The organism is Janthinobacterium sp. NKUCC06_STL, from assembly GCF_019345455.1.
In the GTDB taxonomy this organism is placed as follows: Bacteria; Pseudomonadota; Gammaproteobacteria; order Burkholderiales; family Burkholderiaceae_D; genus Janthinobacterium; species Janthinobacterium rivuli.
Window position 1 is genome coordinate 1117286 of record NZ_JAHKQY010000001.1, and the last position, 25826, is coordinate 1143111.

A 25826-nucleotide genomic window follows, 5' to 3' on the forward strand; every position below is an offset into this window, starting at 1 on the left:
TACCTTTTAGGTTCTTGTCGGTTCAACGAACACGTGCAATCGTTTCGGGCGAACCACCAGGGTTTCGCCTTCTTTCAGTTGCAGATGGGTAAAACGCTCGTTCGACATCACCGCTTCGATCAACTCGCTGTTATCGACGCGCTGCAGATCCAGCTGGGCCAGTGGGCCGATCGCATGGGCGCGGCTCAGTTTCACGACGATGCCTTCCGCGCCCGGCGTGTAGCGGTCGATTTCCAGGTCGTGCGGACGCACATAGGCCGTGCCCTTGCTGTCGCTCACGCCCGCGTAATCGGGCACTTCGAAGCTGGCGTCACCGGTGGCCATCACGCCGTCATGCACGCGGCCGTGGAACAGGTTGACGTTGCCGAGGAAGCCGTAGACAAACGGCGAAGCCGGGTGGTTGTAGACTTGCTCAGGGGAACCGAGTTGCTCGACGGTGCCCTTGTTCATCAGCACGACCTGGTCCGCCACTTCCAGCGCTTCCTCCTGGTCATGCGTGACGAAAATACTGGTGACGTGCAAGTCGTCATGCAGACGGCGCAGCCAGCGGCGCAATTCCTTGCGCACCTTGGCATCCAAGGCGCCGAACGGTTCGTCCAGCAGCAGCACGCGCGGTTCGACAGCCAGCGCGCGTGCCAGGGCGATACGCTGGCGTTGCCCGCCCGACAACTGCGGCGGATAGCGGTCGGCCAGCCAGTCCAGCTGCACCAGCTCCAGCAAATCTTTCACCTTGCGGCGGATCTGGTCTTCCGACGGACGCTCGCTGCGCGACTTCACGCACAAGCCAAAGGCCACGTTTTCAAACACGGTCATGTGCTTGAACAGCGCATAGTGCTGGAACACGAAACCGACTTGCCGCTCGCGCACGTGGCGGTTCGACGCGTCTTCCGCGTCCAGCAGCACCTGCCCGCTGTCCGGATGCTCGAGGCCGGCGATGATGCGCAGCAAGGTGGTCTTGCCGCACCCGGACGGGCCCAGCAGGGCCGTCAATTCGCCGGCGGGAAAGTCCAGCGAGATATTGTCGAGGGCGACGAAATCACCGAAACGTTTATTGATGTTTTTAACTGCGATGGTCATATCAGTGCTCCGTAGAACGTAAGGCGGAATCGTCGGCGTCGCTCTCGTTCAAACGCCACTCAATGAAAGCTTTCAGGGCCAGGGTCACCAGCGCCAGCAAGGCCAGCAGGGAGGCGACGGCAAACGCGGCGGCGAAGTTGTACTCGTTGTACAGAATCTCCACCTGCAGCGGCATGGTGTTGGTTTCGCCGCGGATATGGCCGGAGACGACGGACACGGCGCCGAACTCGCCCATGGCGCGGGCGTTACACAGGATCACGCCATACAGCAGGCCCCACTTGATGTTCGGCAAGGTGACTCGGCGGAACGTGTTCCAGCCCGAGGCGCCCAGCACGATGGCGGCCTCTTCCTCTTCGCTGCCCTGCGACTGCATCAACGGAATCAGTTCACGCGCGACGAACGGGAAGGTGATGAAGATGGTGGCCAGCACGATGCCGGGCACGGCAAACAAAATCTTGATGTCGTGCGCCTGCAGCCATGGGCCGAACCAGCCCTGGGCGCCAAACATCAGCACATAGATCAGGCCGGAAATCACCGGGGAAACGGAAAACGGCAAGTCGATCAGGGTCAATAAAATGCTCTTGCCGCGGAATTCGAACTTGGCGATGCACCAGGAAGCGGCCACGCCGAAGACCAGGTTCAGCGGCACGGCGATGGCGGCCGTGATCAGGGTCAATTTAATGGCGGAAATCGCATCCGGATCGATGATGGCGGCGATATACGCTTCCCAGCCCTTCTTGAACGCTTCCGCAAACACGGCCACCAGGGGCACGATCAAAAAGGTCGTCAGAAACAGCAAGGCGATGGTGATCAGTACCGTGCGCACCCACAACGGTTCCAGCACGACGGGGCCGACATTCGGCTCGAAGCGGCGCACCGTCGGCAGCGCCTTGTCCACGCCAGCGGCGGCAGTCGTATTCGTACTCATGATTTCTTCGCCTTTCCGCGCGTCCATGCTTGCAGCAGGTTAATCGTCAACAACAGCAAAAAGGAGACCACCAGCATCACCACGGCGATGGCCGTGGCGCCTGCGTAATCGTATTGCTCCAGCTTGGTAATAATGAACAGCGGCGTGATTTCCGACACCATCGGCATATTGCCGGCGATAAAGATCACGGAACCGTACTCGCCCGTGGCGCGGGCAAAGGCCAGCGCAAAGCCCGTCAGCAAGGACGGCAAGATGGTCGGGAAAATGACGCGGATAAACGTTTGCAATGAATTGGCGCCCAGGCTGGCGGCCGCTTCTTCCAGTTCCTTTTCCGCGTCTTCCAGCACCGGCTGCACGGTGCGCACAACGAAGGGCAAGCCGATGAAAGTCAGCGCCACCACCACGCCCAGCGGCGTGAACGCCACCTTGATGCCCAGCACGCCTTCGATGAACTGGCCGAACCAGCCGTTCGAGGAATACAAGGCCGTCAGGGTGATGCCGGCCACGGCCGTCGGCAGGGCGAACGGCAAGTCGACGAGCGCATCGATAATGCGCTTGCCGGGGAATTTATAGCGCACCAGCACCCATGCCAGAATGCCGCCAAACACCACGTTCAACAGCGCGGCGATCAGCGAGGCGCCAAACGTCAGGCGGTAAGACGCCATCACGCGATCGGACGTGACGGCGCTGAAGAAGGCGTCCCATGTCATGGTGAACGTTTTCAGGAACACCGACGACAGCGGAATGAGAACGATCAAGGCCAGGTAAAAGAGCGTGAAGCCCAGTGACAGCTTAAACCCCGGCATGACCCGAAACGGCGCTCCGCGCGCCTTGAGCGGTGCTGCTGATGTTGATGCTGCAGACATAGAAACCCCTTCTTATTACATTTTTGAGTTATAGGGCGCAATAATCACATGCAATCGTTATAAAAAGAACTAACCATTTCTCATTTGCTTAGATGGATTTTGCATACCTGCCGTGAAAGCTGCGGGCGAAAAAAAACGCACCGAACAGGTGCGTTTTTATGAAAGCTGAAACGTTTATTTATTTGGCTGCGGCGTCAGACGGAGGTATGGCTTGGCAGCCGTAAACCCCTTCGGATACTTCTGCTTGATCACGTCCAGATCCTGCACGGTCAATGGAATGATGACGTCGTCGCCATCTTGCCAGTTGCCGGGCGTGGCCACCGTATAGCCGTCCGTCAGTTGCAGGGCGTCGATGACGCGCAGGATTTCATTGAAGTTGCGGCCCGTACTGAGCGGATACGTGAGGATCAGGCGTACCTTTTTGTTCGGGTCGACGATGAAGACGGAGCGCACGGTGGCCGTGACGGATTGCTCCGGGTGGATCATGTCGTACAGTACCGACACTTTCTTGTCGACGTCGGCGATGATGGGGAAGCCCACCACCGTGTTTTGCGTCTCTTCGATATCCTTGATCCAGCTCTTGTGCGACTCGGCCGCGTCCACGGACAGGGCGATGGCCTTCACATTGCGCTTGTCGAATTCCGGCTTGAGCTTGGCCGTCAGGCCCAGTTCCGTCGTGCACACGGGGGTAAAGTCGGCCGGGTGGGAAAACAGCACCACCCAGGAATTGCCAGCCCACTCGTGGAACTTGAGGGGGCCGATCGAGCTGTCTTGTTCAAAATCAGGGGCGACATCGCCCAGGCGTAAAGTCATCGTGATCTCCTGTGAGGTTATGTGCAATCGAATTCGTCGAATCAGGCTGCCTGACGGTGGCGCTTGTCGCTTTGCGCCAGATCAAACAGTGTTTGCAGCTGCGCCTGGCCGTAGACCCAGTCGCCAAGGCGCGACTCGGCGTTGATATGGCCCAGCGCACCGCCATCAATATACTTGCAATTCCAGCGCCGTGCCCACTGCGCCGCGTGTTCGGCCGTCATCCACGGATCGGTCTGGCTGGCGATCAGGATGCCGGGGCAAGGCAGCCGCTTTTGCGGCAATGCCTTCGCCACGCCAAACTTGTCCGGGTCGGCCGGCCCCACCAGCAGCACGCCGGCCACGCCCTGCGGGTCGCGGGCCAGGCTGTGCGCCGTCGTCAGGCAGCCGAAGCTGTGGGCGACGATCAGGGTCGGTCTTGCATCTTGCCGGCGCACCTGATCCAGGCGCGCCGACCAGGTGGCCAGGTCGGGTTCGTTCCAGTCATCCTGCTCGACCCGCTCGAATTGCGGATACAGACGCTGCCAGCGGCTCTGCCAATGCTCGGGACCGCTGTTATGCAAGCCCGGCACGATCAGTACCCGGTAATCGGAAAAGCTGCGCAGCGCCATGATGTGTCCTTTTAGTAACGGTCTGGCAATCGTGCCATCCGGTATTACTTGGGCTGGTAGATCTGGTCGAAGATGCCGCCGTCGGCAAAGTGCGCCTTTTGTGCCGTCGTCCAGCCGCCTGCCACTTGCTCGATGGTGAACAGGTTGACCTTGGCGAACTGCGATGCATATTTCTTCGCCGCCTTGTCCGTTGCCGGACGGTAGTAATTCTTCGCGATGATGTCTTGCGCTTCGTCCGTGTACAAGTAGTTCAGGTAAGCCTCGGCCACCTTGCGCGTACCGTGCTTGTCGGCAAACTTGTCGACAACGGCGACAGGCGGCTCGGCCAGGATGCTGACGGAAGGCGTGATGATGTCGAACTTGGTCGGACCCAGTTCCTTGACGGCGAGATACGCCTCGTTTTCCCAGGCGATCAGCACGTCGCCGATACCGCGTTCAACAAAGGTGGTGGTGGCGCCGCGTGCGCCGGAATCGAGCACGGGCACGTTTTTATACAGCTTGCCGAGGAAATCCTTGGCTTTCGCTTCGTTGCCGCCCGGCTGGCGCAAGGCATAACCCCACGCGGCCAGATGGTTCCAGCGGGCGCCGCCCGAAGTTTTCGGGTTCGGCGTGATGACGGACACGCCCGGCTTGATCAGGTCGTTCCAATCCTTGATGCCTTTCGGGTTGCCCTTGCGCACCAGGAACACGATGGTCGAGGTGTAAGGCGAGCTGTTGTGCGCCAAACGCTTTTGCCAGTCGGCGGCCAACAGCTTGTGCTCGGCCAGCGCGTCGATGTCGTAGGCCAGGGCCAACGTGACCACGTCCGCTTCCAGGCCATCGATGACGGCACGCGCCTGCTTGCCGGAACCGCCGTGCGATTGCTTGATCTTGACGTTGTCGCCCGTCTTGCCTTTCCACTCCTTGGCAAATGCCGTGTTCACATCCTGGTACAGCTCGCGCGTCGGGTCGTATGACACGTTGAGCAGGGTGATATCGGCAGCCTGCGCCGTTTGCAGAAGGGCAAACGCGCTGATGGCGGCGGCAATGATGATTTTTTTCGACAGCATCTAAGATCCCCGAGTGGTTGAACTTTCAGAGCCACCAGATTACGGCGCCATGGCCGCAAAGAGAACGAAGCGTTTCGCCGTTTGATATGCGATTTCCGCATATGGGCGACGCGCAGCGGGGATTTAGCAGTTAATAGAAGCGGTTGAACAGGACCACGGCCCAGGTGGCGAAAGCGAGGATGCAGGTCAGCAGCACGGCGGCGCTGCCGAAATCCTTGGCGTTTTTCGACAGCGGATGGCGTTCCAGCGAAATGCGGTCGACCACGGCTTCGATTGCCGAATTGATCAGTTCTACGATCAATACCAGCAGCAGCACGCCGATCAGCACCAGTTTTTCAAACGCGGAGATGCGCAGCAGCAAGGCGATCACCGTGCCGACGACGAACAGGCCCAGTTCCTGGCGGAACGCATGCTCATGACACCAGGCCGCTTTCAAGCCATCGAGCGAGTAGAAAAAGGCGGAAAAGATCCGCTTCAAGCCACTTTTACTTTTGAATTCATTTACAGGTTGCATGGTTTTCCATATGTAAAGCAAGTGCAGTGGGCACATTATGGGGGTGACATAGCAGTGTGACCATTTATTCGCTGAATATCTCGGAACATTTCACTATTTTTTCACATCATGGTATAAAGAAGCATGAATACTGCATTGCACCAAATCCATCATGAAAATTGAACCGGTCGCTGCCCCGAAGACAACGATCCAGGTGATCGAACGCATGGTCGCCCTGCTCGATGCCCTAGCCAAATATTCCGACCCGGTCAGCCTGAAGGAATTGTCAAAAGTTTCCGGTTTGCACCCCTCCACGGCGCACCGCATCCTCAACGACATGGTACTGACGCGCTTTGTCGACCGCATCGAACCGGGCACCTACCGGCTGGGCATGCGCCTGCTGGAACTGGGCAATGTGGTGAAAAGCCGCCTCAGCGTGCGCGAAGCGGCGCTGGACTTCATGCGCCAGTTGCACAAGAAAACCCAGCAAACCATCAACCTGTCCGTGCGCCAGGGCGACGAGATCGTCTACATCGACCGCGCCTTTTCCGAGCGCTCGGGCATGCAGGTGGTGCGCGCCATCGGCGGGCGCGGTCCGCTGCACCTGACCTCGACGGGCAAGCTGTTCCTGTCGGTCGACGAGCCGAAAGCCATCCGTGCCTACGCCACGCGCACGGGCTTGGCCGGACACAACAAGAATTCCATCACGGATCTGCAAAAGCTCGAGCGCGAGCTGAGCCTGGTGCGCGAGCGCGGCTATGCGCGCGACAATGAAGAGCTGGAACTGGGCGTGCGCTGCATGGCCGCCGGTATTCGCGACGATACAGGCAAGCTGATCGCGGGACTGTCGATCTCGGCGCCAGCCGACCGCTTGCAGGATGAGTGGCTGGTGGACCTGGTGGAAACGGCGAACCAGATTTCAGTGACGTTGGGTTTTATACCCCAAGACTAAAGAAACAGGGCAGCAACGCTGCCCTGTTTCTTTTATCCGCCTGGCAAGCTCATGTTGGCTGGTTTCAAGGCTTCCAGCCACTTGCGCATGCGTCCCGCATCGGCCGTACGCGACTGTTTTCCCTTGGAATCGAGGAAGACCATGATCACGGCGCGTCCTTCGATGACGGCCTGCATCATCAAGCAACGTCCCGCCTCATTGATGAAGCCTGTCTTTTGCAGGCCGATCTCCCAGCCCGGATTGGCCACCAGGTGATTCGTATTGCCAAATTGCATGGGCTGGCCGCTGGCTTCGACGATGGCTTTCGGGTCGGTCGAATACTCGCGCAGCAGCGGATGGCGGAAGGCGGCCATGGCCAACTTGCCCAAGTCGCGCGCGCTGGCCACGTTCATTTTCGACAAGCCGCTGGAATCGACGTAATGCGTATCCATCATGCCCAGCTGGCGCGCCTTGCTGTTCATGGCGTCGACAAACGAAGGCAAGCCGCCCGGATAATTGCGGCCCAGCGCCGAGGCGGCGCGGTTTTCCGAGCTCATCAGGGCAATGTGCAGCATATTCGCGCGCGTCAATTGCGACCCCACTTTCAGGCGCGAGCTGCTGAACTTGGCGCGGTCGACGTCCTCGTCCGTGATCGTCAGCACTTCATCCATATCCTGGCGCGCTTCGACCACCACCAGGCCCGTCATCATCTTGGTGATGGAGGCGATGGGCAGGGCCACATTGGAATTCTTTTCAAACAGCACTTCCGCATTGGCCTGATCCAGCACCAGTGCCACGCTGGACTTGAGGTCGAGCGGATCGCGCGTGAGGTTCAGGCCGGCCAGGTCGCCCATGGTCGGCATCGGTGCGGCCATGGGCACGGCCACGCTGCTGATTTTTTGATAGATGACCTTGCGTTTGCCGCGCACCATGACGACCCGGCGCACGGTCTTGTCGCGCGGCGCGGCCGTCGCGCCCTTGCGCAGCACGACTTTGACTTTCTTGGTGTTGTGTTTCTTGGAGGCTGAGGATTTGCCGTTCGCTTCCTTGGCGTGCACGGCTGCAGCCGGCGCCAGCGCAAACAGCAGGGAAGCCAGGATACCCAGCGCAAGTTTAAACTTAGCCATTCGTTAATTCCCCGTGAAGCTGTTGCATTATTGCAGTGTAGCGAAATGCAGAGTAATCGCAAGCCTATTTAACAGTTAGGACAGTATTTATTGCAGTAATGGAATACAAATCGTTGGCGATCCGCAAACGGGCTCATCCTTAACCGGCTGTTTGCCTGTGCCCATCGCCAGTCATGTCTATTTGTCCATAAATTTAACAAAGCCGGCCAGCGGCTCGCGTTCCGTACTCAGGCGATTCTCGACCTTGTCCGGATCCGCATGGCCGAGAGCCATGCCGCACACCACCATTTCGCTGGCCGGCACGCCCAGCTCGTCGCGGATGATGTCATGGTAATGAATGAAAGCCGCCTGCGGGCAGGTGTCGAGCCCGCGCGCGCGCGCCGCCAGCATGATGTTTTGCAAGAACATGCCGTAATCGAGCCAGGAACCCTGCTCCAGCACCCGCTCGATGGTAAAGATCAACCCGACGGGCGCATCGAAAAACTGGAAATTGCGCCCGTGCTGGGCCGCCATGCCGGCCGTGTCGCCCCGCTCCAGGCCCAGCAGCTGATACAGGTCCAGACCGATCTTGCGGCGGCGCTCGATGAACGGCGCCGTCCACTGGCGCGGGTAATAGATATACGAGGCCGTGCGCGCAGGCGCGTCGGGTGCCTTCGGCGCGTCGTAGGCGGCCAGGATGCGCTGCGACAGGCGCAGGCGCGCCTCGCCCGACAGCACATACACTTTCCACGGCTGCATGTTGGCGCCCGAGGGCGCGCGCGCCGCCACTTCCAGGATGCGCGCGATCTCGTCCTGCGCCACCGGCGTGGGCAAAAAGGCGCGGATCGAACGGCGCGACAGAATGACGGTGTCGACGGCTTGCTGCGCCGACTGTATGGTGGATGCTTGCTTGCTCACTGCCCTGCTCTCCTGCTCTCTACTTCTTGACGACAAATACCACACCGACCACGGCCACCAGCATGCCGGCGATGCCCAGCATATTGAAGGCTTCGCCAAACATCAGCCAGGCCATCACGGCCGTCGTGGGCGGTGTCAGGTACAGCAAGCCTGTCACTTTCGTCGCGTCGCTGCGGCGTATCAGGGCGAACAGCAGGAAGATGGCGCCGATGGACAGCACGAGTACCGACCACAGCAAGGCGCCGATGAAATTCGCCGTCCATTGCACGTTGCTGAAATGCAGGTCCAGCCCTTCGTAATACAGGGCAAACGGCAAGAGCACGACGATGGAGGCGGCAAACTGCACCACCGTGCCGGTGCGCAAGTCGAATTGCGGGCAGTGGCGTTTTTGGTACATGGTGCCGGCCGTCATCGACAGCAGCGCGAACACGCACAGCAGCACGCTTTCCACCGTCAGGCCCACGAGGTTGATCTTCGCATACACGACGAGGGCCACGCCCAGCAAGCCAAAGAACAGGCCCAGCCACTGGCGCGGACGCACGGATTCGCCGATCAGCGGTGCGGCGCAGGCCGTCAGCACGGGTTGCATGCCGACGATCAGCGCAGACAGGCCGGCCGGCATGCCCAGCTTGATGGCGCACCAGACGCCGGCCAGATAGCCGGCCTGCATCAAGATGCCGGCCACGGCGATCTGGCGGAACTGGCCCACGGGCCACGGCGCGCGCAACAGCAGCACCAGCGGCAGCAGGATCACCAGCACGCCCAGGAAGCGCAGCAGCAAAAAGGTCAGTGGCGGCGCGTAGGGCAAGCCGAACTTGGCCACGATAAAGCCTGTGCTCCATAACAACACAAAGAAACCAGGCAAGGCCATCGGCGTCAGAGTGGTCAGAAGAGAGGCTTTGCCGCTGGCGCCAGCCGCGGCGGGAAGATTGGACATGGTATCAACTCGGGAAACGGGATCGGCACCGGGGCGCTGCGCCAGTGCGGGAGGCAAAGTCTAGCATGCTGCGCCGCACCCGTCCTGAAAGGCGGGGAAATAACAGTTTAGGGTTAAACCATTAACACCAAGAAATCAAATATTTCCCTTTAGAAACAATGGTTTTTGACGCAAATCTATTCAATTGTTGCATCGCACAAGAAACGCTTGACTTCGTTTTTTTTCACCGTAGAATAGGGTTTGTTGCGTTGCACAATTCTTGTTCAGCTTGAAAAATTTAGATTCACCTGCTTTCCCAAACGGTACACGCAGCATCAAATTAACCAGATTTCGATTTTTTGGAGATTTATATGTTTTCAATTCCTGAGCAATTCTCGTCCGCTACCAAAGCCAATCTGGAAGCCCAATTCGCCCTGTTCTCGTCGTTGACGGGCAAAGCTTTCGAAGGCATCGAAAAGATCGTCGAACTGAACCTGACCGCTGCCAAGGCAACACTGGAAGAATCGACCGCCGCCGCCAAGCAATTGCTGTCGGCAAAAGATCCACAAGAATTCTTCTCGCTGAGCGCTGCTCAAGCCCAGCCTGGCGCCGAAAAAGCCATCGCTTACGGCCGTCACCTGGCTGCCATCACGTCCGGCACGCAAGCCGAGTTCAGCAAAGCTGCTGAATCGCAAATCGCTGAAACCAACCGTAAAGTCCTGTCCCTGGTGGAAGAAGTCACCAAGAACGCGCCAGCCGGTTCGGAAAACGCCGTCGCCATCCTGAAAAGCGCCATCGGCAACGCCAATGCAGGCTACGAGCAATTCTCGAAAACCAGCAAGCAAGCCGTCGAAGCCATCGAAGCGAACCTGGCATCGGCCGTGAACCAGTTCACGCAAGCGGCTGAAAAAGTCGTGCCGCGCGCTGCCGCCAAGTAATTATTAAGCGACCGCCAAGGCGGTCCGCTGTACCAGCTCCTCCAGGCATCCATCCTGTACTTCCCCGACGGATGCCATTATGCCCCAGCCTAGCTGGGGCATTTTTTATGCCTGAACACTTCCTGAACGTGATTACTCCCCCAGATACGCCGCCTTCACGCGCGGATCGTCGAGCATGGCGGCCGCGTTGCCGCCCATGGTCACCAGGCCGGAATCCATCACATAGCCGCGGTGCGCCGCCTGCAGGGCCAGACGGGCATTCTGTTCGACCAGCAGAATCGTGATGCCTTCGGACGACACCTTGCGGATCACCTCGAAGATTTTCTCGACCATGATGGGCGACAAGCCCATCGATGGCTCGTCGAGCAGCAGCAGCTTCGGATGGCTCATCAGGGCGCGCGCCATGGCCAGCATCTGCTGCTCGCCGCCCGACAGGGTGCCGGCCATCTGCGCCGCCCGTTCCTTGAGGCGCGGAAAGACATCGAACCAGCGGGCGATGTCGTCCTCGACACCGGCCTTGTCCGTGCGCGTGTAGGCGCCCATCATGAGGTTTTCGCGGATCGACATGCGCGTAAACACGCCGCGCCCTTCCGGCACCATGGCCAGTTTCCTTTCCACCAGGTGAAACGATTTCGTGCCCTTGAGCGACTCGCCCAGGTAACTGATCGTGCCTTCGACCTTGCAGGCCGGCAAAGTGCCCGTGATGGCTTTCAAGGTCGTCGTCTTGCCGGCCCCGTTCGCGCCGATCAGGGCGATCAGCTCGCCCTGGTTGACTTCCAGGTCGATGCCTTTCACGGCCTTGATGCCGCCGTAGGCCACGTGCAGGCCCGATACTTTCAATACATTCTTGTTCAAGCCAGCGTTACTCATGCGTGCGATCCCCCCAGATAAGCCTCGATGACGGCCGGGTTTTGTTGTATTTCGGCCGGCAAGCCTTCCGCGATGCGCTTGCCATACTCAAGCACCGTGATGCGGTCGCACAGTCCCATCATCAGTTTCACGTCGTGCTCGATCAACAGCACGGTCTTGCCTTCGGCCTTGATTTTCACCAGTAGCTCGCGCAGGGCCAGCTTTTCCGTCGCATTCATGCCGGCAGCCGGCTCATCGAGGGCCAGCAGGGTCGGATCGGTGGCCAGCGCGCGGGCAATTTCCAGGCGCCGCTGGTCGCCATACGACAAAAAGCGCGCCGTGCGGCTGGCGAACTGGGCGATGCCGACGAAATCGAGCAATTCCATGGCCCGCTGGCGGATGGACGCCTCTTCCTCGCGCGCCGCCTTGTGGCGGAAGATGGCGCCGAACACGCCCTGGTGCGAGCGCACGTGGCGCCCCACCATGACGTTTTCCAGCGCCGTCATGTCGCCAAACAAACGGATGTTCTGGAAGGTGCGCGCGATGCCCGCCTTGGCTACCTTGTGCGGTGCGGATGGCGAATACGGCTTGCCGGCCAGCTCGAAGGTACCTGTATCGGGCTGGTACAGGCCGGTGATGACGTTAAAGAATGTGGTCTTGCCGGCGCCGTTCGGGCCGATCAAGCCATAGATTTGCCCTTGCCGGATGGTGATGCCCACGTCGGTCAGCGCCTGCAAGCCGCCAAAACGTTTATTCACGCCGGCAATGTTGAGAATGATCTGTTCGCTCATGCTATCCCTCCCTTAAGCGGACACGACGCCGGTGGATTTGTTCGGCTGGTCCACATCGTGGTCGGGCCGGTCTTCATGCTTCGGCGATGGCCACAGGCCGGCAGGACGGTTGAGCATGATCAAGACCATGGCCAGGCCGTACAGCAACTGGCGCAGCACTTCCGCCTCGATCACCACGTGGCCGAACAGCGCCTGCTGGGCCGGTTCCACCACGTGGCGCAGCACTTCCGGTATCGAAGCGAGGATCACGCCGCCGAGAATCACGCCGGGGATATGGCCGATGCCGCCCAGCACCACCATGGCCAGCACAGCGATCGATTCCGTCAAGGAAAACGATTCCGGCGAGACAAAGCCCTGGAACGAGGCAAACATGGCGCCGGCCACGCCGCCGAACGAGGCGCCCATGGAAAAGGCCAGCAATTTGACGTTGCGCGTGTTGATGCCCATGGCCTTGGCGGCGATCTCGTCTTCGCGGATGGCCACCCAGGCGCGGCCCAGGCGCGAATGCTGCAGGCGCTTGGTGACGAACACGACAGCGATGCACAGGAAGAGGAACAAAAAGTAATAGGCGTTCACGGACGGCATGGAAAATCCCGCCACCGTGACGGTGCTGTTGGTGCCTGCCTCGCCCGCCAGATTGACGCCGAAGATGCGGATCGGATCGATCAGATTGATGCCTTGCGGCCCATTCGTGAAATTGATCGGGTCATTCAGATTGTTCATGAAGATGCGGATGATCTCGCCAAAGCCCAGGGTCACGATGGCAAGGTAGTCGCCGCGCAGCTTCAAGGTCGGCGCACCGAGCAAGGCGCCGAACAGGCCGGCCACCGCGGCGGCCAGCGGCACGATGATCCAGATCGACAAATGGATGCCGTTCTCGCGGATTTCCGGCCCCATCAGCTGCACCAGGGTTTCTCCCAGCACCGGATACTGATTCACCACCGATTCGAGCAGGATGGCGAACTGGGGCGACGCCAGCAAGGCCGTCAGGTAGGCGCCCACGGCGTAGAAGGCGATGTAACCGAGGTCGAGCAGGCCGGCAAAGCCGACGACGATGTTCAAGCCCAGGGCCAGCATGATGTACAGCAAGGCCATGTCGATGATGCGCACCCACGAGTTGCCGAACTGGGCGGCAAAAAACGGGAACACCATCAGCAGCGCGGCCAGGCCCAGCATGCCGGCGTAGGCTTTGGTCGGATTTTTCTTAGCGTCAAAATCGAGTAGTGCCATGATTTAATCTCCCATTTTCACATCAGGCACGGTCGGCCACGCGTTCGCCCATGATGCCGGACGGGCGCAAGGTCAGCACGATGATCAGCACGACGAAGGCAAAGATATCCTGGTAGTGGCTGCCCAGGAAACCGCCCGTGATGTCGCCGATATAGCCGGCGCCCAGGCTCTCGATAATGCCCAGCAAGATACCGCCCAGCATGGCGCCATAGATATTGCCGATGCCGCCCAGCACGGCCGCGCAAAACGCTTTCAAGCCGGGGATGGCGCCCATGGAAAATTGAATGGAGGCATAGTTGGCGCCCCACATCACGCCGGCCACGGCCGCCAGCGCGGCGCCGATGGCGAAGGTGGCAACGATGACCTTGTCGGAATCGACGCCCATGAGTCCTGCCACGCGGGGGTTTTCCGCCGTGGCGCGCATGGCGCGGCCCATCCGTGTTTTTTCCACCAGCAACACCAGTCCGCCCATCGACAGCGCGGCCAGGGCCAGCAGCAGCACTTGCGTTTGCGAAATCACGGCGCCGCCTATGTTGATGGGGTCGGTCGACAGCAATTGCGGGAAGGGCAAGGGATTGCGCGTCCAGATCATCATGGCGAAGGTTTGCAGCAGGATGGAGACGCCGATGGCGGTAATCAGGGGGGCGAGGCGGGGGGCGTTGCGCAGGCGGCGGTAGGCGACCCGCTCGATGATGATATTGACCAGAATACAGATGGGAATGGCGCCGAGAATGGCGGTGGCCAGTTTCAGGTAGCCGGGCCAGTCCGGCACATAAATGCCCAGCAGTTTGAGGATGGTCAGGCCCACCATGGCGCCGATCATGAGCACGTCGCCGTGGGCGAAGTTGATCAGGTTCAGAACGCCGTACACCATGGTGTAACCGAGGGCGACTAAGGCATACATGCTGCCCAACACCAAGCCGTTAATGATCTGCTGGATGAATGTATCCATGATTGCCCTATCAAATATGCATTTTTCGGGAACAACTTCCGCCAGAACATGCCGCTGATACAAAAACGGCACCGGAGGAAGAATTCCTGCAGTGCCATCCCTGGACCGTTCTCACCAGCATGGTGCACGCACTCAAAACGGGCGTGACCTTGCTTAGTCATAACGACAACATATTCAAGCTTGAGGCAATCATAACGATCTTTTGCAAAAACTAAGCTTGGAATAAATCGATCATTTCCGAATTAAATTCGGTTTTGAGGCAACTATTTCACCGATACGCAATCGTCCCGCAGACTCAGGCGACGTCGCGCTTGATGCCGTCGAGGCCTTTCGGCATCGGGAACGTGACGGCTTCCTGCACGCCGTCGAGCGGGCGCACGCTCTTCACGCCGCACTCTTTCAAACGGTCGATGACGGCTTGCACCAGCACCTCGGGCGCCGAGGCGCCAGCCGTCACACCCACGCGCAGCTTGCCTTCCAGCCAGGCAGGGTCGATTTGCGAGGCATTGTCGACCATGTAGGCAGGCGTGCCCATCTTCTCGGCCACTTCGCGCAAGCGGTTCGAATTCGAGCTGTTCGGGCTGCCCACGACGATCACCACTTCCACTTGCGGGGCCATGAATTTCACGGCTTCCTGGCGGTTCGTGGTGGCGTAGCAAATGTCGCCTTTTTTCGGCTCGGCGATATTCGGATATTTCGCTTTCAGGGCCGCAATAATGTCGCTAGTGTCGTCAACTGACAACGTTGTTTGCGAAACATAGGCCAGGCTTTCCGGATTGGCAACCTGCAATTTCGCCACATCGTCGAGCGTTTCCACCAGATGCATGCCCATATCGGCCTGGCCCATCGTGCCTTCCACCTCGGGATGGCCATCGTGGCCGATCATGATGATCTCGCGGCCTTCGCGGCGCATCTTGCCCACTTCCATGTGCACCTTGGTGACCAGCGGGCAAGTCGCATCAAAAATGCTCAGGCCGCGCGATTCCGCCTCGGCGCGCACGGCTTTCGATACGCCATGCGCGGAAAACACGAGCGTATTGCCAGCAGGCACGTCATCGAGGTCATCGATGAAGATGGCGCCCTTGTTGCGCAAGTCGGCCACCACATAGGCGTTGTGGACGATTTCATGGCGCACATAGATCGGTGCACCAAATTGCTGCAAGGCGCGCTCGACGATTTCGATCGCCCGGTCGACGCCAGCGCAGAAACCGCGGGGCTGGGCCAGTAACAGTTCTTTATCCATCGCTATTCCTTCACAGCACCGAAATGAGCTTGACTTCAAACCGCAGCGGCTGGCCAGCCAGCGGATGGTTGAAGTCGAACAGGGCCGAGTCCTCGCGCATTTCGCGCAGCACGCCGGCAAAGCGGCCGCCGCCCGGCGCGGCGAAGTCGACCAGGTCGCCGATCTTGTAGTCGGCGCCGGGCACGGAGTTTTCGTCCAAGGTTGCGCGCGAAACGGACTGCACCAGCTCGGGATTGCGCTCGCCAAAGCCTTCGCCGGCCGCCAGCTCGAAGGTCTGGTGCGTGCCTTCAGGCAAGCCCAGCAGACGCTGCTCAAGGAATGGCGCCAGCTGGCCCTGCCCCAGCATCAAGGTCGCGGGATTGCCGCTGAAGGTCGTGACAATGTCAGTACCGTCAACAGTGGCAAGACGATAATGCAGGGTGAGGTAAGCCGCTTCGGTGACGACTGCTGGTTGCTCGTTGGACATAGTAGTTTTCAAGTAACTGGTGCAAAACGATATTGTAAGCCACCCTGAGCCAGCGCGCCCCATGCCATCTCGGCGCGGCCGTGCTTTTGTCAAAAAACATGGCCGCGCGCCCTGTCACTTATCCGACGTTGACGTACGTCAACCCGCCAGGCGTGCTGGCGTGATTGCCAAAACCCGAGCTGTCTTCCAGGTTGCCGTCCAGCTTCCAGCGTCCCACGGGCCGGTGCACGATGCCATACTGGCCATAGTCATATACTTCCTTGGGCGTCAGCACGCGATCGTACAGGATGACGTGTAGGTGCAGCGAAACCAGCGGTTGGGAATGTCCACGTTCAAGCCGTGGCCATTACTATTGATACCCTCACCAGCACTGTTGCGCAGGTACAGGAAGGTCTTGATATCCTGCGCCAGCAGCGTCCATCCTTTCATGTCCGCCTGACGCGCGACAAAACTCCCTCCCCGGCCGACAGTCGAGGAGAAAGCCTGCTGCCGGATACAATACGACAACGAAAAATCCGCACTCTCATAGCGCACGGAAGACGGCACGGTCAACAGGAGTCCAGGCTGGAATTGCAAGGTCTTCTTCACGCCGAAGCAAGGCGTGGGCGGCATCGGTGCTGTAATCGGGAGTCTTCGGGTCCGGAGCGAGCGGTGCGTTAACGCTCCATTGACGGTGTTCCAGATATGCATGCGCATTGAGGCCGATGCCGCTGACCTTGCCCGTATTGACGCCGGCGGCGTTGAACTCTTGCATGACTCCATTGATAACTTTGATGTACGGCATGACGACTCCTGTCAAACAAGTGGAAGACATTGAGTTCAGGGCCCTGACTCCCCGTCGCTGCAACTTGCATGGAATGCAACGACAGGCAAATGATAGCGCCTGAAAATGGCCGGGCCGGGCATCTTGGTTTTTGTTTTTTCACCATGAACCGACATAAAGACGAGCTAGCGCAGCACCGCTGCCCGGCGAAGGCGCGACAATCGTCGGCAGGCGCCACGATCAGCTGGGCGCGACGGGAGGCAGCATGGGCATCAAGGATTGGCCGGCCGGCGAACGGCCGCGCGAACGCCTGATCGAGGACGGCGCGCAGTCGCTGTCGGACGCGGAATTGCTGGCCGTCTTCCTGCGCACGGGCGTGCGCGGCAAGAGCGCCGTGGAACTGGCGCGCGACACGGTCGAGCACTTCGGTTCGCTGCGCGGCCTGTTTGGCGCCAGTCTCGTGAGTTTTTCCGCCGTGCACGGCATGGGCAGCGCCAAGTTTGCCCAGCTGCAAGCGGTACTGGAACTGGCGCGGCGCGCCATCATCGAAGACTTGCAGGCGGGGCAAGCCCTCAATTCACCGCACGCCGTCAAAGACTATTTGCGCCTGACCCTGGGCCACCTGGCGCATGAAGCGTTTCACGTGTTGTTTTTGGACGTCAAGAACCGCCTGATCACCAGCCAGGAAATGTTTCGCGGCACCCTCACCCACACCAGCGTATATCCGCGCGAAGTGGTGAAACAAGCGCTGCTGCACAACGCGGCCAGCGTCATGCTGGCGCACAACCACCCGTCCGGCACGCCGGAACCGAGCGAATCAGATCTGCTGCTGACGCGCGCGCTGGTGCAAGCGTTGTCGCTGGTGGACGTGCGCATCCTCGACCATTTCGTCGTGGCCGGGCGGCAAGTGCATTCGTTCGCGGAACATGGCCAGATCTAGGCCGGGGCTGGCCAGGCAGCAGTTAACCATGTGTAAACAAGGACATACGTGACAGCAGCGACACGCTTATCTAACAGTAAACAGCGCTGTTTACCAGTGCTTTCCCTTGGGAAGAAGGGTGAAAGTCAAATTGTTAAATTATTTCAACACAACATGACACAATTGTTTTTCGCAAGTCATTGATAAATCTGCTTATTTTGGATATACTCTCGTTTTTCCAATTTGGAATATCTTTAAGGAGTGCGCCATGGCACGTGTTTGCCAAGTCACTGGGAAGAAGCCGATGGTCGGCAACAATGTTTCCCATGCAAACAACAAAACCAAACGTCGTTTTTTGCCTAACTTGCAGAATCGTCGTATTTTTGTTGAATCTGAAAACCGCTGGGTCTCCCTGCGTTTGTCCAACGCCGGTCTGCGCGTCATCGATAAAGTCGGCATCGACGCCGTATTGGTCGATATGCGCGCTCGTGGCGAAAAAGTCTAATTAGCAGAATAAGGGAGCTATCATGGCAAAATCAGGCCGCGACAAAATCAAGTTAGAATCGACCGCCGGTACGGGTCACTTCTACACGACTACCAAAAACAAGCGTACGACGCCTGCGAAAATGGAGATCATGAAATTTGATCCTAAAGCACGCAAGCACGTCACGTACAAAGAAACCAAAATCAAGTAATTGATCTTGTGTTCTGTAAAAAGAGCCGCTCCGATGAGCGGTTTTTTTTCGCCCTGATTTTCAGCCGGCCCCCGCCCCTTTTGCCGGGACGAAAAAAAGGCCCTGGAATCCAGGGCCTTGATATAGCACAACAGTCTAGTTAGGCATAACTGCGCAGGCGCAAGGAGAAATCCTGCAGCGACTTGATGCCCGACGCTTCGGCGCGCGTGCACCAGTCTTGCAGCTTTTGCAGCAACTGTTCACGCGTAAAGTGCGAACGTTCCCAGATGGCGCCCAGCTCCACGCGCATGTGGTGCATGGTTTCCAGCGCCTTACTATGCTGGAACAATTCCGACAACTGCTCGTGGTGCGCATCGGCCAGCTTGCCCGGTTCGCGCTGCATCAGTTTGCGCGACGATTTCAGGAAGCGCTTTTCCAGCTCAGCCTTGTGCTTCAGGTGTTCCAGCTCTTCCTTCCAGGCATGCTTGATCGATTTTGCATACTTGGCCATCACGTCGTAGCGGTTGGCGATGACGGACTGCAAGGTCTCGAAGTCCGCTTCCAGCTTGCCGTGCGAGAACTTCGGCTCCGGCGCCAGCTTTTTCACCTTCGCCAGGCCCAGCATTTCCAGCGCGCGGATATACGCCCAGCCGATATCGATTTCATACCATTTCGACGACAGCTTGGCCGACGTCGCATACGTATGGTGGTTGTTGTGCAACTCTTCGCCGCCAATCAGGATGCCGAAGGGAATGATGTTGGTGGCCGCATCGGCGCAGTCATAGTTGCGGTAGCCCCAGTAGTGGCCGATGCCGTTGATGATGCCGGCCGCCGTGATCGGGATCCACATCATTTGCACGGCCCACACGGAAATGCCGATCACGCCGAACAGGATGAAATTGATGACGAACAAGGACACCACGCCCAGCCAGCTGTATTTGGTGTACAGGTTGCGCTCGATCCAGTCCGTCGGCGTGCCGTGGCCGTACTTGGCCATGGTTTCCATGTTCTTCGATTCAGCGCGGTACAGCTCGGCGCCTTCCCAGAACACTTTCTTGATGCCGCGCGTCACGGGGCTGTGCGGATCTTCTTCCGTATCGCACTTGGCATGGTGCTTGCGGTGAATGGCCGCCCACTCCTTGGTGACCTGGCCCGTCGTCAGCCACAGCCAGAAACGGAAGAAATGACTAGGGATGGCGTGCAATTCCAGCGCCCGATGGGCCTGGTGGCGGTGCAGGTAAATCGTGACGCTGGCGATCGTGATGTGCGTGACCACCATGGTGTACAGGAAAACTTGCCATGCGGACAGATCGGTAATGCCAGTTGCCATGAACTGCAAAACGTCGTGTAAAACGGAACTCAATGTCATTACTACTACTCCAAGTGGACAGGGCGTGCGCACGGTCGCTCCAGTGACTCTGGAGGTCCGGCAGAGTTAATTTTAGGCGTGATTGTACGCCCTAATGGGTATTCTCAGGCAAAATCGGAGGCAGGCAGCGAGGTTAAGGCTGGGTGCCGGATGGGGCGGACTCACCCTCTGCCGCGCCCGCGAGCGGGGCAGGAGGCGTACCAACAATACGCAATTCGCGTTGCGGAAAGGGTACAGTGACCTTATGTTCCTGCAAGGTGCGCCAGATGGCGCGGTTCACATTCGACTTCACGCCGCCGGTACCGTTTTCCGGATCCGCGATCCAGAAGCCGATCTGCACATCAAGGCCGTCGGCGCCGAAACGCACGAGGGTGGCCGATGGCGGATTGCTTTGCGACACACGCGGCACCTTGGCCGTCGCCGCTTCCAGCAAGGGGAAGATGACATCGAGATCCGTTTCATAGCCCACCGACACGGCCGTCGACAGCCAGACCATGCGGTTGCTCAGCGACATGTTCTGCACGCCGCCGGAAATCAGCATTTCATTCGGCACGATGGATTCAACGCCATCGCCACCCAATAACACAGTATAGCGCGTATTGATTTGCGTGACCTTGCCCGTAAATTGACCCACCGTGATCATGTCGCCGATGGTGAGGCTGCGGTCGAGCAGGATGATGAAACCGGAGACAAAGTTGGCGGCGATCTTTTGCAAGCCAAAACCGAGCGCCACGCCGAAGGCGCCGCCAAACACGGACAGCACCGTCAGGTCGATGCCCACCAGCGACAGGCTGACCAGCACGGAAACGAGGATCAGCACGGCGCGGCCCATGCGCGACATCACCACGCGCAAGGAAGTGTGCAGGCCCTGCATTTTCATCAGGCGCTCGTCGAGCGAGGTGCCGGCCCACATGGCCAGCACCAGCAGCACGGCCACCGAAATGGCGGCTTGCAAGATGGCAGCCACCGATACTTTATTGCGTCCCAGCGGAACGACGATGCTTTCCAGGAAGGTATGCAATTCCGGCCACAGGCCCGTGATGTACAGGGCCATGCCGGCCCACACCACCACCGTGAAGATCTTTTCCAGCAACAACATGGTCGGGCTGATGTCGCCATGGCGGGCAAAAATGCGGCGCAGCACGTAAAACCCGAAGCGCACCAGCGCCATCGAGGTGCACAGGGGAATGGCGATGCTCAGCAGGTTCACGGACTGGAACTTGGCCAGGAAATGCTGCGCAATACCCAGCAGCATGGCCGCCAGCACTGGCGTCAGGATGCGGATGAAACTATCGGTGCGCTGCAAGGTTTCCGGCGTGGCGGGCACGGTGGCCGCTTCCGCTCGCTGGTGCAGGAACACGCGCAACTGCCGCACCAGCAGCCAGCTCAGCGCCAGGCAGCCGACGATGACCAGCGCCTGCCACAGAATGGCCGGTTGGCGGAAATCGTTGACAAAATCAGTGATCAGGTTGAGCAGCGGGGTTTCATTCATGGCGGATGGAGTCAGGAAGATGGTGCGGGGAAATAACCGGGCGGGGTGCCCACAGCGTGCGCCAGACTGGCTGGCGCAAGTGCTTGGCCACCGCTGCGATGCTGCAGCGGCGGCCCGTGACTAACTTATTCGGCTTGTTCAGCGTCAGCGTCGTCGGCCGGCTTTTCATCGGCGTAGACTTTTTTCGGCATGACCTTGCGCTCGAACACGGCGGCGAAGAAGCCGTCGGTCTGGTGCAGGTGCGGCAACAATTTCAGGTAGTCGCCCATTTCCAGCTCGATTTTCTGTTCGGCCAGCACCTTGCTCATCGGCACCAGGGTGAAGTCCGGATGGGCGGCCAGGAATTGCTCGGCGATAAAATCGTTTTCTTCGTTCAGGAAGCTGCAGGTGGCGTACACCAGGCGGCCGCCGCCCTTGACCAGGCGCGCCGCGCCGGCCAGGATGGCTGCCTGCTTGGCTTGCAGCTCGACGATCGAGTTCGGCTGCTGGCGCCATTTCACGTCCGGATTGCGGCGCAAGGTGCCCAGGCCGCTACATGGCGCATCGACCAGCACGCGGTCGATCTTGCCGGCCAGACGCTTGATCTTGGCATCGCGCTCATGCGCGATCTGCACCGGATGCACGTTCGACAGGCCGCTGCGGGCCATGCGTGGCTTCAGCTTGGCCAGACGCTTTTCCGACACGTCGAACGCGTACAAACGGCCCGTGTTGCGCATCAGCGCGCCCAATGCGAGCGTCTTGCCGCCCGCGCCGGCACAGAAATCGACGACCATTTCGCCGCGCTTGGCGCCGACGATTTGCGACAGGATCTGGCTGCCTTCATCTTGCACTTCGATGGCGCCGCTCTGGAACAAAGGCATGTTTTGCAGCGAAGGCTTCTTGATCACGCGCAAACCCAGCGGCGCATACGGCGTCGGCGTGCTGAGGATAGGCGCTTCGGCCAGGGCCAGCATCACGTCCTCACGCGTGGCCTTGAGCGAGTTCACGCGCAAGTCCAGCGGCGCCGGCGCGTTCAGCGCATCGGCCAGCTTCATGGTTTCCGCTTCGCCGAACTGGGCAATCAGCTTGTCGAACAGCCAGGTCGGCATGTTGGCGCGCATGTTCGACGGCATCAGGCTGCGGTCGATCTGCGTGATGCGTTCCAGCCATTCCACTTCTTCTTCCGTCAGGCCGCCCAGGGAGTCCGCACCGACGGCTTCGGCCAGGCCGAGGATAGTCAGGCGGCGCATGGTCGGGCCACTGCCCGCTTCCGCGAAGTCCGTGAAGAACGATTTGTTGCGCAGCACGGCATAAATGCCTTCGGCGATGGCGCCGCGTTCGCGCGAACCGAGGCGCGGATGGTCGCGGAAATAGCGCGACAGGGTGGTGTCGGCCGGGGCCGTAAAACGTAAAATTTCGCGCAATACTTCTTCAGCATTGGCAAGTATCGCTGGTGGCAATCTCATTGTTATTCTTCCTGTAATATTTTATTGAGGATCCACGCGGACCTGGCCATGCTCGACTGACAGTTTATCGTCAATGAACAGGCGGATGGCGCGCGGGTAAAGCAGATGTTCCTGTACCAGCACGCGCGCCGATAAGCTCTCTTCTGTGTCGCCTGGCAAAACGGGCACCACCGCACTCGCCACGGCCGGGCCATGATCGAGCTCGGCAGTCACGAAATGCACGGTCGCGCCGTGTTCCGTTACACGAGCCTCGAGCGCCTGGCGGTGCGTCGCCATACCCGGGAACAGCGGCAGCAGCGACGGGTGGATATTGAGCATGCGCCCCGCATAATGCTCGACGAAAGGCGGCGTCAGGATGCGCATGAAACCGGCCAGCACGACCAGGTCGGGGGCAAAACCGTCGATCACGGCTTGCAGCGCCGCATCGAACTGTTCGCGGCTGGCATAATCCTTGTTGGCAACGACTGCCGTCGCTATCCCATGTTCCGCGGCAAAAACCAGTCCCTGGGCATCGGCCCGGTTACTGATGACGGCGGCAATACGGGCTGGCCATTGCTCGGCTTGCGCCGCGCGCACGACCGCTTCCATGTTGCTGCCGCGTCCGGAAATGAGGATAACGATATTTTTCATAGCGCGCATTGTACCCGCTATGGCGATGCGAACCAAGAAAGGCCGGCGATATTGTTGCGCCGCAACATGATCGCACAACAGGCGCTTTCGCCGGACGATGCTGCCTGCCAAGCCGGAAAAAGGCTGATTTTACGCTATCACAACGTGAGTAAGTGTTTACTCGAACGAATAGAAGACGCGAAACGGGACTTTCTTCTCGGCCCAGTAGTCGGCCGCGTCGCGGAACACGTCGAGCAGTATCTCGCGCGCTTCCTTGTCGAATTTTTGCGTATTTGGCAATTGCTCAAGCACCACCAGGAAACCCGTCTGCGTGCCGGCCTTGAACATGGTGTCCGTCAGGCACAGGCGCAGGGCATCGAAATTCTTCGCCAGGTTTTTCGGAAACAGGAATGCTTCTGCAATAATGCCGATGACTTGTTGTTTGGTCTGTCCAGCGTTGCAATGCGCATATAAAAAGTGCTGCCCGAGACGGATCGCCTCGTCTTGTAATTCGGTCACGCGAAAGGCACGGATGGACTGGACAAGGTTGGGCGGCACGGTTAGTAACAAACTCATTTTTCCCTCAAATCGACCTGTTATGTATGGATTGTTCTAGCTGCTCTTCTTATTGCATCCCCGCACGCGGGTCAATGCGCACGCGGTGATTCGATCTGTATCAACTTTTATGCGATTCAGTGCGATTTTATATAAGCCATACGCGTATTAGGGTAACGTGTTGTCCTGCATGAATCAACCCGAATATGATGTCAAACGCAAGATTTGTTACAAACCGCTGGTTTCAAGTCACTTCAACATCTTGTATCGATTGAAAGTGCATGTTACAGACTGTGGGGCAAGGGGCTTGGGCTGTTACATTTTGTTGCCATGCGAAACACTTGCCTTGGTCTGGCGGGATTACTATAGTCCCAAGTTGTAAAAAATACCCTGAAAGATTCTCTACATAACGAGGTTACAAATGAACTTGCAAGCCAAATTGATGATGTCAGCCCTTTGTATCGGTGCATTGCCACTCGCCCAGGCCGCCGACTTTGAAGATTTCGGCAAGGTCGTGCGCGTCGTGCCGCAAGTGGAACAGATCAATCGTCCACGCCAGGAATGCCGTACGGAATACGTGCAAGTCCAGGCGCCGCCGCAGCAGCGCAGCGCTGGCGGCTCCATCGTCGGCGGTATCGCCGGCGCCCTGCTCGGTAGCCAGGTCGGTGGCGGCAATGGCCGTACGGCCGCGGCAGCCGCTGGCGCGATTGCCGGCGCCGTCGTCGGCGACCGTGTCGACAACCAGAACAATTACCAGGGCGGCATGCAGGAACAAGCCGTCAAGCAATGCCGCCAGGTCGACCACTGGGAATCGCGCAACAATGGCTACCAGGTCACGTACGACTACCGCGGCCGCAACTACACGAGCATCATGTCCTACGATCCGGGCGAACGCATCCGTCTGCGCGTCTCTATTGAACCCGCTCAGCAATAAGCGCAGCAACCGGCCCCTACCATGCCAGCCCCAGTGGCTGGCATTTTTTATGGCGCCCCGGCACGGGCTATAATGCGGCACACTTTCAGGTCGCCTTATGCTTATCAAACGAAAATCCATCGAACAAGTCGAATCCTCGCGCCCGGCGCGCAAGCCCCGCTACGCCCCTGTCACCCTGTCGGAAATGGATGGCGTGCGCTATCTGCATTTCGGCACGGAATGGGTGCAAGGCGCCATGCGCATCCGCAAGCCGGACTGGCCGGAACTCGAATATGCGCAGCAGATGATGGCGTGGATGCTGTGGATCGAGCAGCCGCAGCGCCTCGCCCAGCTGGGCCTGGGCACGGCCGCGCTGACCAAGTTCTGCTACCGCCAGTTTCCGCAGGCGCAGGTCGAGGCCATCGAACTGAACCCATCCGTCATTACCATCTGCGCATCGATGTTCAAGCTGCCGCCCAACGACGAGCGCCTGCACGTGCGCGAGATGGATGCGCTCGACTACGTCAACGATGACGCCAACCACGGCACCCTGGACGCCCTGCAGGTGGACCTGTATGACGCCACGGCGCGCGGTCCCGTGCTCGACAGCGCCGATTTCTATACCGCCTGCTGCGCCTGCCTGGCGCCGCACGGCATCATGACGGTCAACCTGTTTGGCGACCACCCCAGCTATGCAAAGAACATCAAGGCGATGAAGTTTGCGTTTGAACAGGTGATCTGCCTGCCGGAAGTCCATGATGGGAACGTGGTGGCGATCGCGTTCAAGACGAAAGTGGCACTCGATGACGAGGCGCAAGCCGCCCTGCTCGAGCGCGCCAAGCAGATCGTCGCCGAGACCAAGCTGCCCGCCAAGTCCTGGGTCAAGGGCATCGTCAGCACCCTGTAACCGCCG

At 59.3% G+C, this 25826-nt stretch carries 31 protein-coding genes; 7 read left to right on the forward strand and 24 right to left on the reverse strand.

Annotated features, from left to right (window positions below; all coding sequences use genetic code 11):
- Positions 1-6: 6 nt before the first annotated feature.
- The 7 genes from KO539_RS05045 to KO539_RS05075 all read right to left on the reverse strand — a co-directional run bounded on the left by KO539_RS05045 (position 7) and on the right by KO539_RS05075 (position 5855).
- Positions 7-1077: a sulfate/molybdate ABC transporter ATP-binding protein gene (locus KO539_RS05045; protein WP_219307638.1), complete on the reverse strand. Its 1071-nt coding sequence runs from the start codon at positions 1075-1077 to the stop codon at positions 7-9.
- 1 nt (position 1078) lies between these two features.
- Positions 1079-2005 (reverse strand): sulfate ABC transporter permease subunit CysW, encoded by a 927-nt coding sequence (gene cysW / locus KO539_RS05050; protein ID WP_257626107.1) that lies wholly within the window; start codon positions 2003-2005, stop codon positions 1079-1081.
- A complete protein-coding gene (cysT, locus tag KO539_RS05055; RefSeq protein WP_099408869.1) occupies positions 2002-2811 on the reverse strand; it encodes a sulfate ABC transporter permease subunit CysT in 810 nt (269 codons plus the stop codon). Before cysT ends, cysW begins: the two co-directional genes overlap by 4 nt.
- 234 nt (positions 2812-3045) lie before the next feature.
- A complete protein-coding gene (locus tag KO539_RS05060) occupies positions 3046-3684 on the reverse strand; it encodes a peroxiredoxin (RefSeq protein ID WP_219307639.1) in 639 nt (212 codons plus the stop codon).
- A 41-nt stretch (positions 3685-3725) separates the two neighbouring features.
- Positions 3726-4292, reverse strand: coding sequence for an alpha/beta hydrolase (locus tag KO539_RS05065; protein WP_070224511.1), 567 nt, complete (start codon positions 4290-4292; stop codon positions 3726-3728).
- 44 nt (positions 4293-4336) lie between these two features.
- Entirely contained in the window at positions 4337-5341 is a 1005-nt protein-coding gene (locus KO539_RS05070) for a sulfate ABC transporter substrate-binding protein (RefSeq protein ID WP_225242382.1), read from the reverse strand.
- A gap of 130 nt (positions 5342-5471) precedes the next feature.
- Positions 5472-5855: a diacylglycerol kinase gene (locus KO539_RS05075; RefSeq protein WP_225242383.1), complete on the reverse strand. Its 384-nt coding sequence runs from the start codon at positions 5853-5855 to the stop codon at positions 5472-5474.
- Between the two features lie 151 nt (positions 5856-6006).
- Here KO539_RS05075 and KO539_RS05080 point away from each other — a divergent pair, with 151 nt between their 5' ends.
- On the forward strand, positions 6007-6786 hold the full coding sequence (locus KO539_RS05080) for an IclR family transcriptional regulator (protein WP_034747499.1): 780 nt from the start codon (positions 6007-6009) through the stop codon (positions 6784-6786).
- Positions 6787-6818: 32 nt separating this feature from the next.
- Here the strand turns inward: KO539_RS05080 and KO539_RS05085 are convergent, their stop codons facing one another.
- The 3 genes from KO539_RS05085 to KO539_RS05095 all read right to left on the reverse strand — a co-directional run bounded on the left by KO539_RS05085 (position 6819) and on the right by KO539_RS05095 (position 9726).
- Positions 6819-7892, reverse strand: a complete 1074-nt coding sequence (locus KO539_RS05085) for a serine hydrolase (protein WP_219307640.1) — start codon at positions 7890-7892, stop codon at positions 6819-6821.
- Between the two features lie 177 nt (positions 7893-8069).
- Positions 8070-8789 carry a nitroreductase gene (locus KO539_RS05090; RefSeq protein WP_219307641.1) on the reverse strand — a complete coding sequence of 240 codons (720 nt, stop codon included), beginning with the start codon at positions 8787-8789 and terminating at the stop codon, positions 8070-8072.
- A gap of 19 nt (positions 8790-8808) precedes the next feature.
- The gene (locus KO539_RS05095) at positions 8809-9726 is read right to left on the reverse strand and encodes a DMT family transporter (RefSeq protein WP_219307642.1); all 918 of its coding nucleotides are present in this window, start codon (positions 9724-9726) and stop codon (positions 8809-8811) included.
- 350 nt (positions 9727-10076) lie between these two features.
- Here KO539_RS05095 and KO539_RS05100 point away from each other — a divergent pair, with 350 nt between their 5' ends.
- Complete coding sequence (locus tag KO539_RS05100) at positions 10077-10643, forward strand: phasin family protein (protein WP_035821535.1); 567 nt, start codon at positions 10077-10079, stop codon at positions 10641-10643.
- Between the two features lie 132 nt (positions 10644-10775).
- Here the strand turns inward: KO539_RS05100 and KO539_RS05105 are convergent, their stop codons facing one another.
- From KO539_RS05105 to KO539_RS05145, 9 genes are all read right to left on the reverse strand, one after another.
- Positions 10776-11498, reverse strand: a complete 723-nt coding sequence (locus tag KO539_RS05105) for an ABC transporter ATP-binding protein (protein WP_139248441.1) — start codon at positions 11496-11498, stop codon at positions 10776-10778.
- A gap of 11 nt (positions 11499-11509) precedes the next feature.
- Complete coding sequence (locus KO539_RS05110) at positions 11510-12283, reverse strand: ABC transporter ATP-binding protein (protein WP_071075779.1); 774 nt, start codon at positions 12281-12283, stop codon at positions 11510-11512.
- A gap of 12 nt (positions 12284-12295) precedes the next feature.
- The gene (locus tag KO539_RS05115; protein WP_099378016.1) at positions 12296-13513 is read right to left on the reverse strand and encodes an ABC transporter ATP-binding protein; all 1218 of its coding nucleotides are present in this window, start codon (positions 13511-13513) and stop codon (positions 12296-12298) included.
- 22 nt (positions 13514-13535) lie between these two features.
- Complete coding sequence (locus tag KO539_RS05120; RefSeq protein WP_034747477.1) at positions 13536-14465, reverse strand: branched-chain amino acid ABC transporter permease; 930 nt, start codon at positions 14463-14465, stop codon at positions 13536-13538.
- 295 nt (positions 14466-14760) lie between these two features.
- Positions 14761-15708, reverse strand: a complete 948-nt coding sequence (gene ispH, locus KO539_RS05125) for a 4-hydroxy-3-methylbut-2-enyl diphosphate reductase (protein ID WP_035821545.1) — start codon at positions 15706-15708, stop codon at positions 14761-14763.
- A 10-nt stretch (positions 15709-15718) separates the two neighbouring features.
- Positions 15719-16174: a peptidylprolyl isomerase gene (locus KO539_RS05130; RefSeq protein ID WP_070224501.1), complete on the reverse strand. Its 456-nt coding sequence runs from the start codon at positions 16172-16174 to the stop codon at positions 15719-15721.
- A 118-nt stretch (positions 16175-16292) separates the two neighbouring features.
- Positions 16293-16448, reverse strand: a complete 156-nt coding sequence (locus tag KO539_RS05135; protein WP_219307643.1) for a hypothetical protein — start codon at positions 16446-16448, stop codon at positions 16293-16295.
- Positions 16442-16603, reverse strand: a complete 162-nt coding sequence (locus tag KO539_RS05140) for a hypothetical protein (RefSeq protein WP_219307645.1) — start codon at positions 16601-16603, stop codon at positions 16442-16444. Before KO539_RS05140 ends, KO539_RS05135 begins: the two co-directional genes overlap by 7 nt.
- Before the next feature lie 94 nt (positions 16604-16697).
- Positions 16698-16958 (reverse strand): hypothetical protein, encoded by a 261-nt coding sequence (locus KO539_RS05145; protein WP_219307647.1) that lies wholly within the window; start codon positions 16956-16958, stop codon positions 16698-16700.
- A gap of 244 nt (positions 16959-17202) precedes the next feature.
- Here KO539_RS05145 and radC point away from each other — a divergent pair, with 244 nt between their 5' ends.
- From radC to rpmG, 3 genes are all read left to right on the forward strand, one after another.
- Entirely contained in the window at positions 17203-17877 is a 675-nt protein-coding gene (gene radC, locus KO539_RS05150; RefSeq protein WP_046686001.1) for a DNA repair protein RadC, read from the forward strand.
- Between the two features lie 247 nt (positions 17878-18124).
- Complete coding sequence (gene rpmB, locus KO539_RS05155) at positions 18125-18361, forward strand: 50S ribosomal protein L28 (RefSeq protein ID WP_010400928.1); 237 nt, start codon at positions 18125-18127, stop codon at positions 18359-18361.
- 22 nt (positions 18362-18383) lie between these two features.
- Positions 18384-18551: a 50S ribosomal protein L33 gene (rpmG, locus tag KO539_RS05160; protein WP_010400929.1), complete on the forward strand. Its 168-nt coding sequence runs from the start codon at positions 18384-18386 to the stop codon at positions 18549-18551.
- A gap of 139 nt (positions 18552-18690) precedes the next feature.
- On the opposite strand, the gene KO539_RS05165 is transcribed toward rpmG, so the two are convergent.
- From KO539_RS05165 to KO539_RS05185, 5 genes are all read right to left on the reverse strand, one after another.
- Entirely contained in the window at positions 18691-19860 is a 1170-nt protein-coding gene (locus tag KO539_RS05165) for a fatty acid desaturase (RefSeq protein ID WP_369811458.1), read from the reverse strand.
- 172 nt (positions 19861-20032) lie between these two features.
- Entirely contained in the window at positions 20033-21391 is a 1359-nt protein-coding gene (locus KO539_RS05170) for a mechanosensitive ion channel family protein (protein ID WP_219307648.1), read from the reverse strand.
- A 125-nt stretch (positions 21392-21516) separates the two neighbouring features.
- Positions 21517-22836 (reverse strand): RsmB/NOP family class I SAM-dependent RNA methyltransferase, encoded by a 1320-nt coding sequence (locus tag KO539_RS05175; protein WP_219307649.1) that lies wholly within the window; start codon positions 22834-22836, stop codon positions 21517-21519.
- A 21-nt stretch (positions 22837-22857) separates the two neighbouring features.
- Complete coding sequence (gene purN, locus KO539_RS05180) at positions 22858-23466, reverse strand: phosphoribosylglycinamide formyltransferase (protein WP_219307650.1); 609 nt, start codon at positions 23464-23466, stop codon at positions 22858-22860.
- Positions 23467-23622: 156 nt separating this feature from the next.
- Positions 23623-24021 (reverse strand): barstar family protein, encoded by a 399-nt coding sequence (locus KO539_RS05185; RefSeq protein ID WP_034747450.1) that lies wholly within the window; start codon positions 24019-24021, stop codon positions 23623-23625.
- 400 nt (positions 24022-24421) lie between these two features.
- Between KO539_RS05185 and KO539_RS05190 the strand changes: the two genes are divergently transcribed.
- Both KO539_RS05190 and KO539_RS05195 read left to right on the forward strand, forming a co-directional pair.
- Positions 24422-24934 (forward strand): glycine zipper 2TM domain-containing protein, encoded by a 513-nt coding sequence (locus KO539_RS05190; RefSeq protein ID WP_034785134.1) that lies wholly within the window; start codon positions 24422-24424, stop codon positions 24932-24934.
- Positions 24935-25031: 97 nt separating this feature from the next.
- Complete coding sequence (locus tag KO539_RS05195) at positions 25032-25820, forward strand: spermidine synthase (RefSeq protein ID WP_219307651.1); 789 nt, start codon at positions 25032-25034, stop codon at positions 25818-25820.
- Positions 25821-25826 lie beyond the last annotated feature (6 nt).

What these genes read in the sequence shown, in the direction of transcription:
- rpmG (WP_010400929.1), top strand. Translation starts at nt 18,384, where the DNA reads ATGGCAAAATCAGGCCGCGACAAAATCAAGTTAGAATCGACCGCCGGT.
- KO539_RS05085 (WP_219307640.1), bottom strand. Translation starts at nt 7,892, where the DNA reads ATGGCTAAGTTTAAACTTGCGCTGGGTATCCTGGCTTCCCTGCTGTTT.
- KO539_RS05195 (WP_219307651.1), top strand. Translation starts at nt 25,032, where the DNA reads ATGCTTATCAAACGAAAATCCATCGAACAAGTCGAATCCTCGCGCCCG.
- ispH (WP_035821545.1), bottom strand. Translation starts at nt 15,708, where the DNA reads ATGGATAAAGAACTGTTACTGGCCCAGCCCCGCGGTTTCTGCGCTGGC.
- KO539_RS05145 (WP_219307647.1), bottom strand. Translation starts at nt 16,958, where the DNA reads ATGCCGTACATCAAAGTTATCAATGGAGTCATGCAAGAGTTCAACGCC.
- cysT (WP_099408869.1), bottom strand. Translation starts at nt 2,811, where the DNA reads ATGCCGGGGTTTAAGCTGTCACTGGGCTTCACGCTCTTTTACCTGGCC.
- purN (WP_219307650.1), bottom strand. Translation starts at nt 23,466, where the DNA reads ATGAAAAATATCGTTATCCTCATTTCCGGACGCGGCAGCAACATGGAA.
- KO539_RS05060 (WP_219307639.1), bottom strand. Translation starts at nt 3,684, where the DNA reads ATGACTTTACGCCTGGGCGATGTCGCCCCTGATTTTGAACAAGACAGC.
- KO539_RS05170 (WP_219307648.1), bottom strand. Translation starts at nt 21,391, where the DNA reads ATGAATGAAACCCCGCTGCTCAACCTGATCACTGATTTTGTCAACGAT.
- cysW (WP_257626107.1), bottom strand. Translation starts at nt 2,005, where the DNA reads ATGAGTACGAATACGACTGCCGCCGCTGGCGTGGACAAGGCGCTGCCG.
- KO539_RS05095 (WP_219307642.1), bottom strand. Translation starts at nt 9,726, where the DNA reads ATGTCCAATCTTCCCGCCGCGGCTGGCGCCAGCGGCAAAGCCTCTCTT.
- KO539_RS05130 (WP_070224501.1), bottom strand. Translation starts at nt 16,174, where the DNA reads ATGTCCAACGAGCAACCAGCAGTCGTCACCGAAGCGGCTTACCTCACC.
- KO539_RS05065 (WP_070224511.1), bottom strand. Translation starts at nt 4,292, where the DNA reads ATGGCGCTGCGCAGCTTTTCCGATTACCGGGTACTGATCGTGCCGGGC.
- KO539_RS05120 (WP_034747477.1), bottom strand. Translation starts at nt 14,465, where the DNA reads ATGGATACATTCATCCAGCAGATCATTAACGGCTTGGTGTTGGGCAGC.
- KO539_RS05185 (WP_034747450.1), bottom strand. Translation starts at nt 24,021, where the DNA reads ATGAGTTTGTTACTAACCGTGCCGCCCAACCTTGTCCAGTCCATCCGT.
- KO539_RS05190 (WP_034785134.1), top strand. Translation starts at nt 24,422, where the DNA reads ATGAACTTGCAAGCCAAATTGATGATGTCAGCCCTTTGTATCGGTGCA.
- KO539_RS05165 (WP_369811458.1), bottom strand. Translation starts at nt 19,860, where the DNA reads ATGGCAACTGGCATTACCGATCTGTCCGCATGGCAAGTTTTCCTGTAC.
- KO539_RS05115 (WP_099378016.1), bottom strand. Translation starts at nt 13,513, where the DNA reads ATGGCACTACTCGATTTTGACGCTAAGAAAAATCCGACCAAAGCCTAC.
- KO539_RS05070 (WP_225242382.1), bottom strand. Translation starts at nt 5,341, where the DNA reads ATGCTGTCGAAAAAAATCATCATTGCCGCCGCCATCAGCGCGTTTGCC.
- KO539_RS05045 (WP_219307638.1), bottom strand. Translation starts at nt 1,077, where the DNA reads ATGACCATCGCAGTTAAAAACATCAATAAACGTTTCGGTGATTTCGTC.
- radC (WP_046686001.1), top strand. Translation starts at nt 17,203, where the DNA reads ATGGGCATCAAGGATTGGCCGGCCGGCGAACGGCCGCGCGAACGCCTG.
- KO539_RS05080 (WP_034747499.1), top strand. Translation starts at nt 6,007, where the DNA reads ATGAAAATTGAACCGGTCGCTGCCCCGAAGACAACGATCCAGGTGATC.
- KO539_RS05175 (WP_219307649.1), bottom strand. Translation starts at nt 22,836, where the DNA reads ATGAGATTGCCACCAGCGATACTTGCCAATGCTGAAGAAGTATTGCGC.
- KO539_RS05110 (WP_071075779.1), bottom strand. Translation starts at nt 12,283, where the DNA reads ATGAGCGAACAGATCATTCTCAACATTGCCGGCGTGAATAAACGTTTT.
- KO539_RS05100 (WP_035821535.1), top strand. Translation starts at nt 10,077, where the DNA reads ATGTTTTCAATTCCTGAGCAATTCTCGTCCGCTACCAAAGCCAATCTG.
- KO539_RS05140 (WP_219307645.1), bottom strand. Translation starts at nt 16,603, where the DNA reads ATGAAAGGATGGACGCTGCTGGCGCAGGATATCAAGACCTTCCTGTAC.
- rpmB (WP_010400928.1), top strand. Translation starts at nt 18,125, where the DNA reads ATGGCACGTGTTTGCCAAGTCACTGGGAAGAAGCCGATGGTCGGCAAC.
- KO539_RS05075 (WP_225242383.1), bottom strand. Translation starts at nt 5,855, where the DNA reads ATGCAACCTGTAAATGAATTCAAAAGTAAAAGTGGCTTGAAGCGGATC.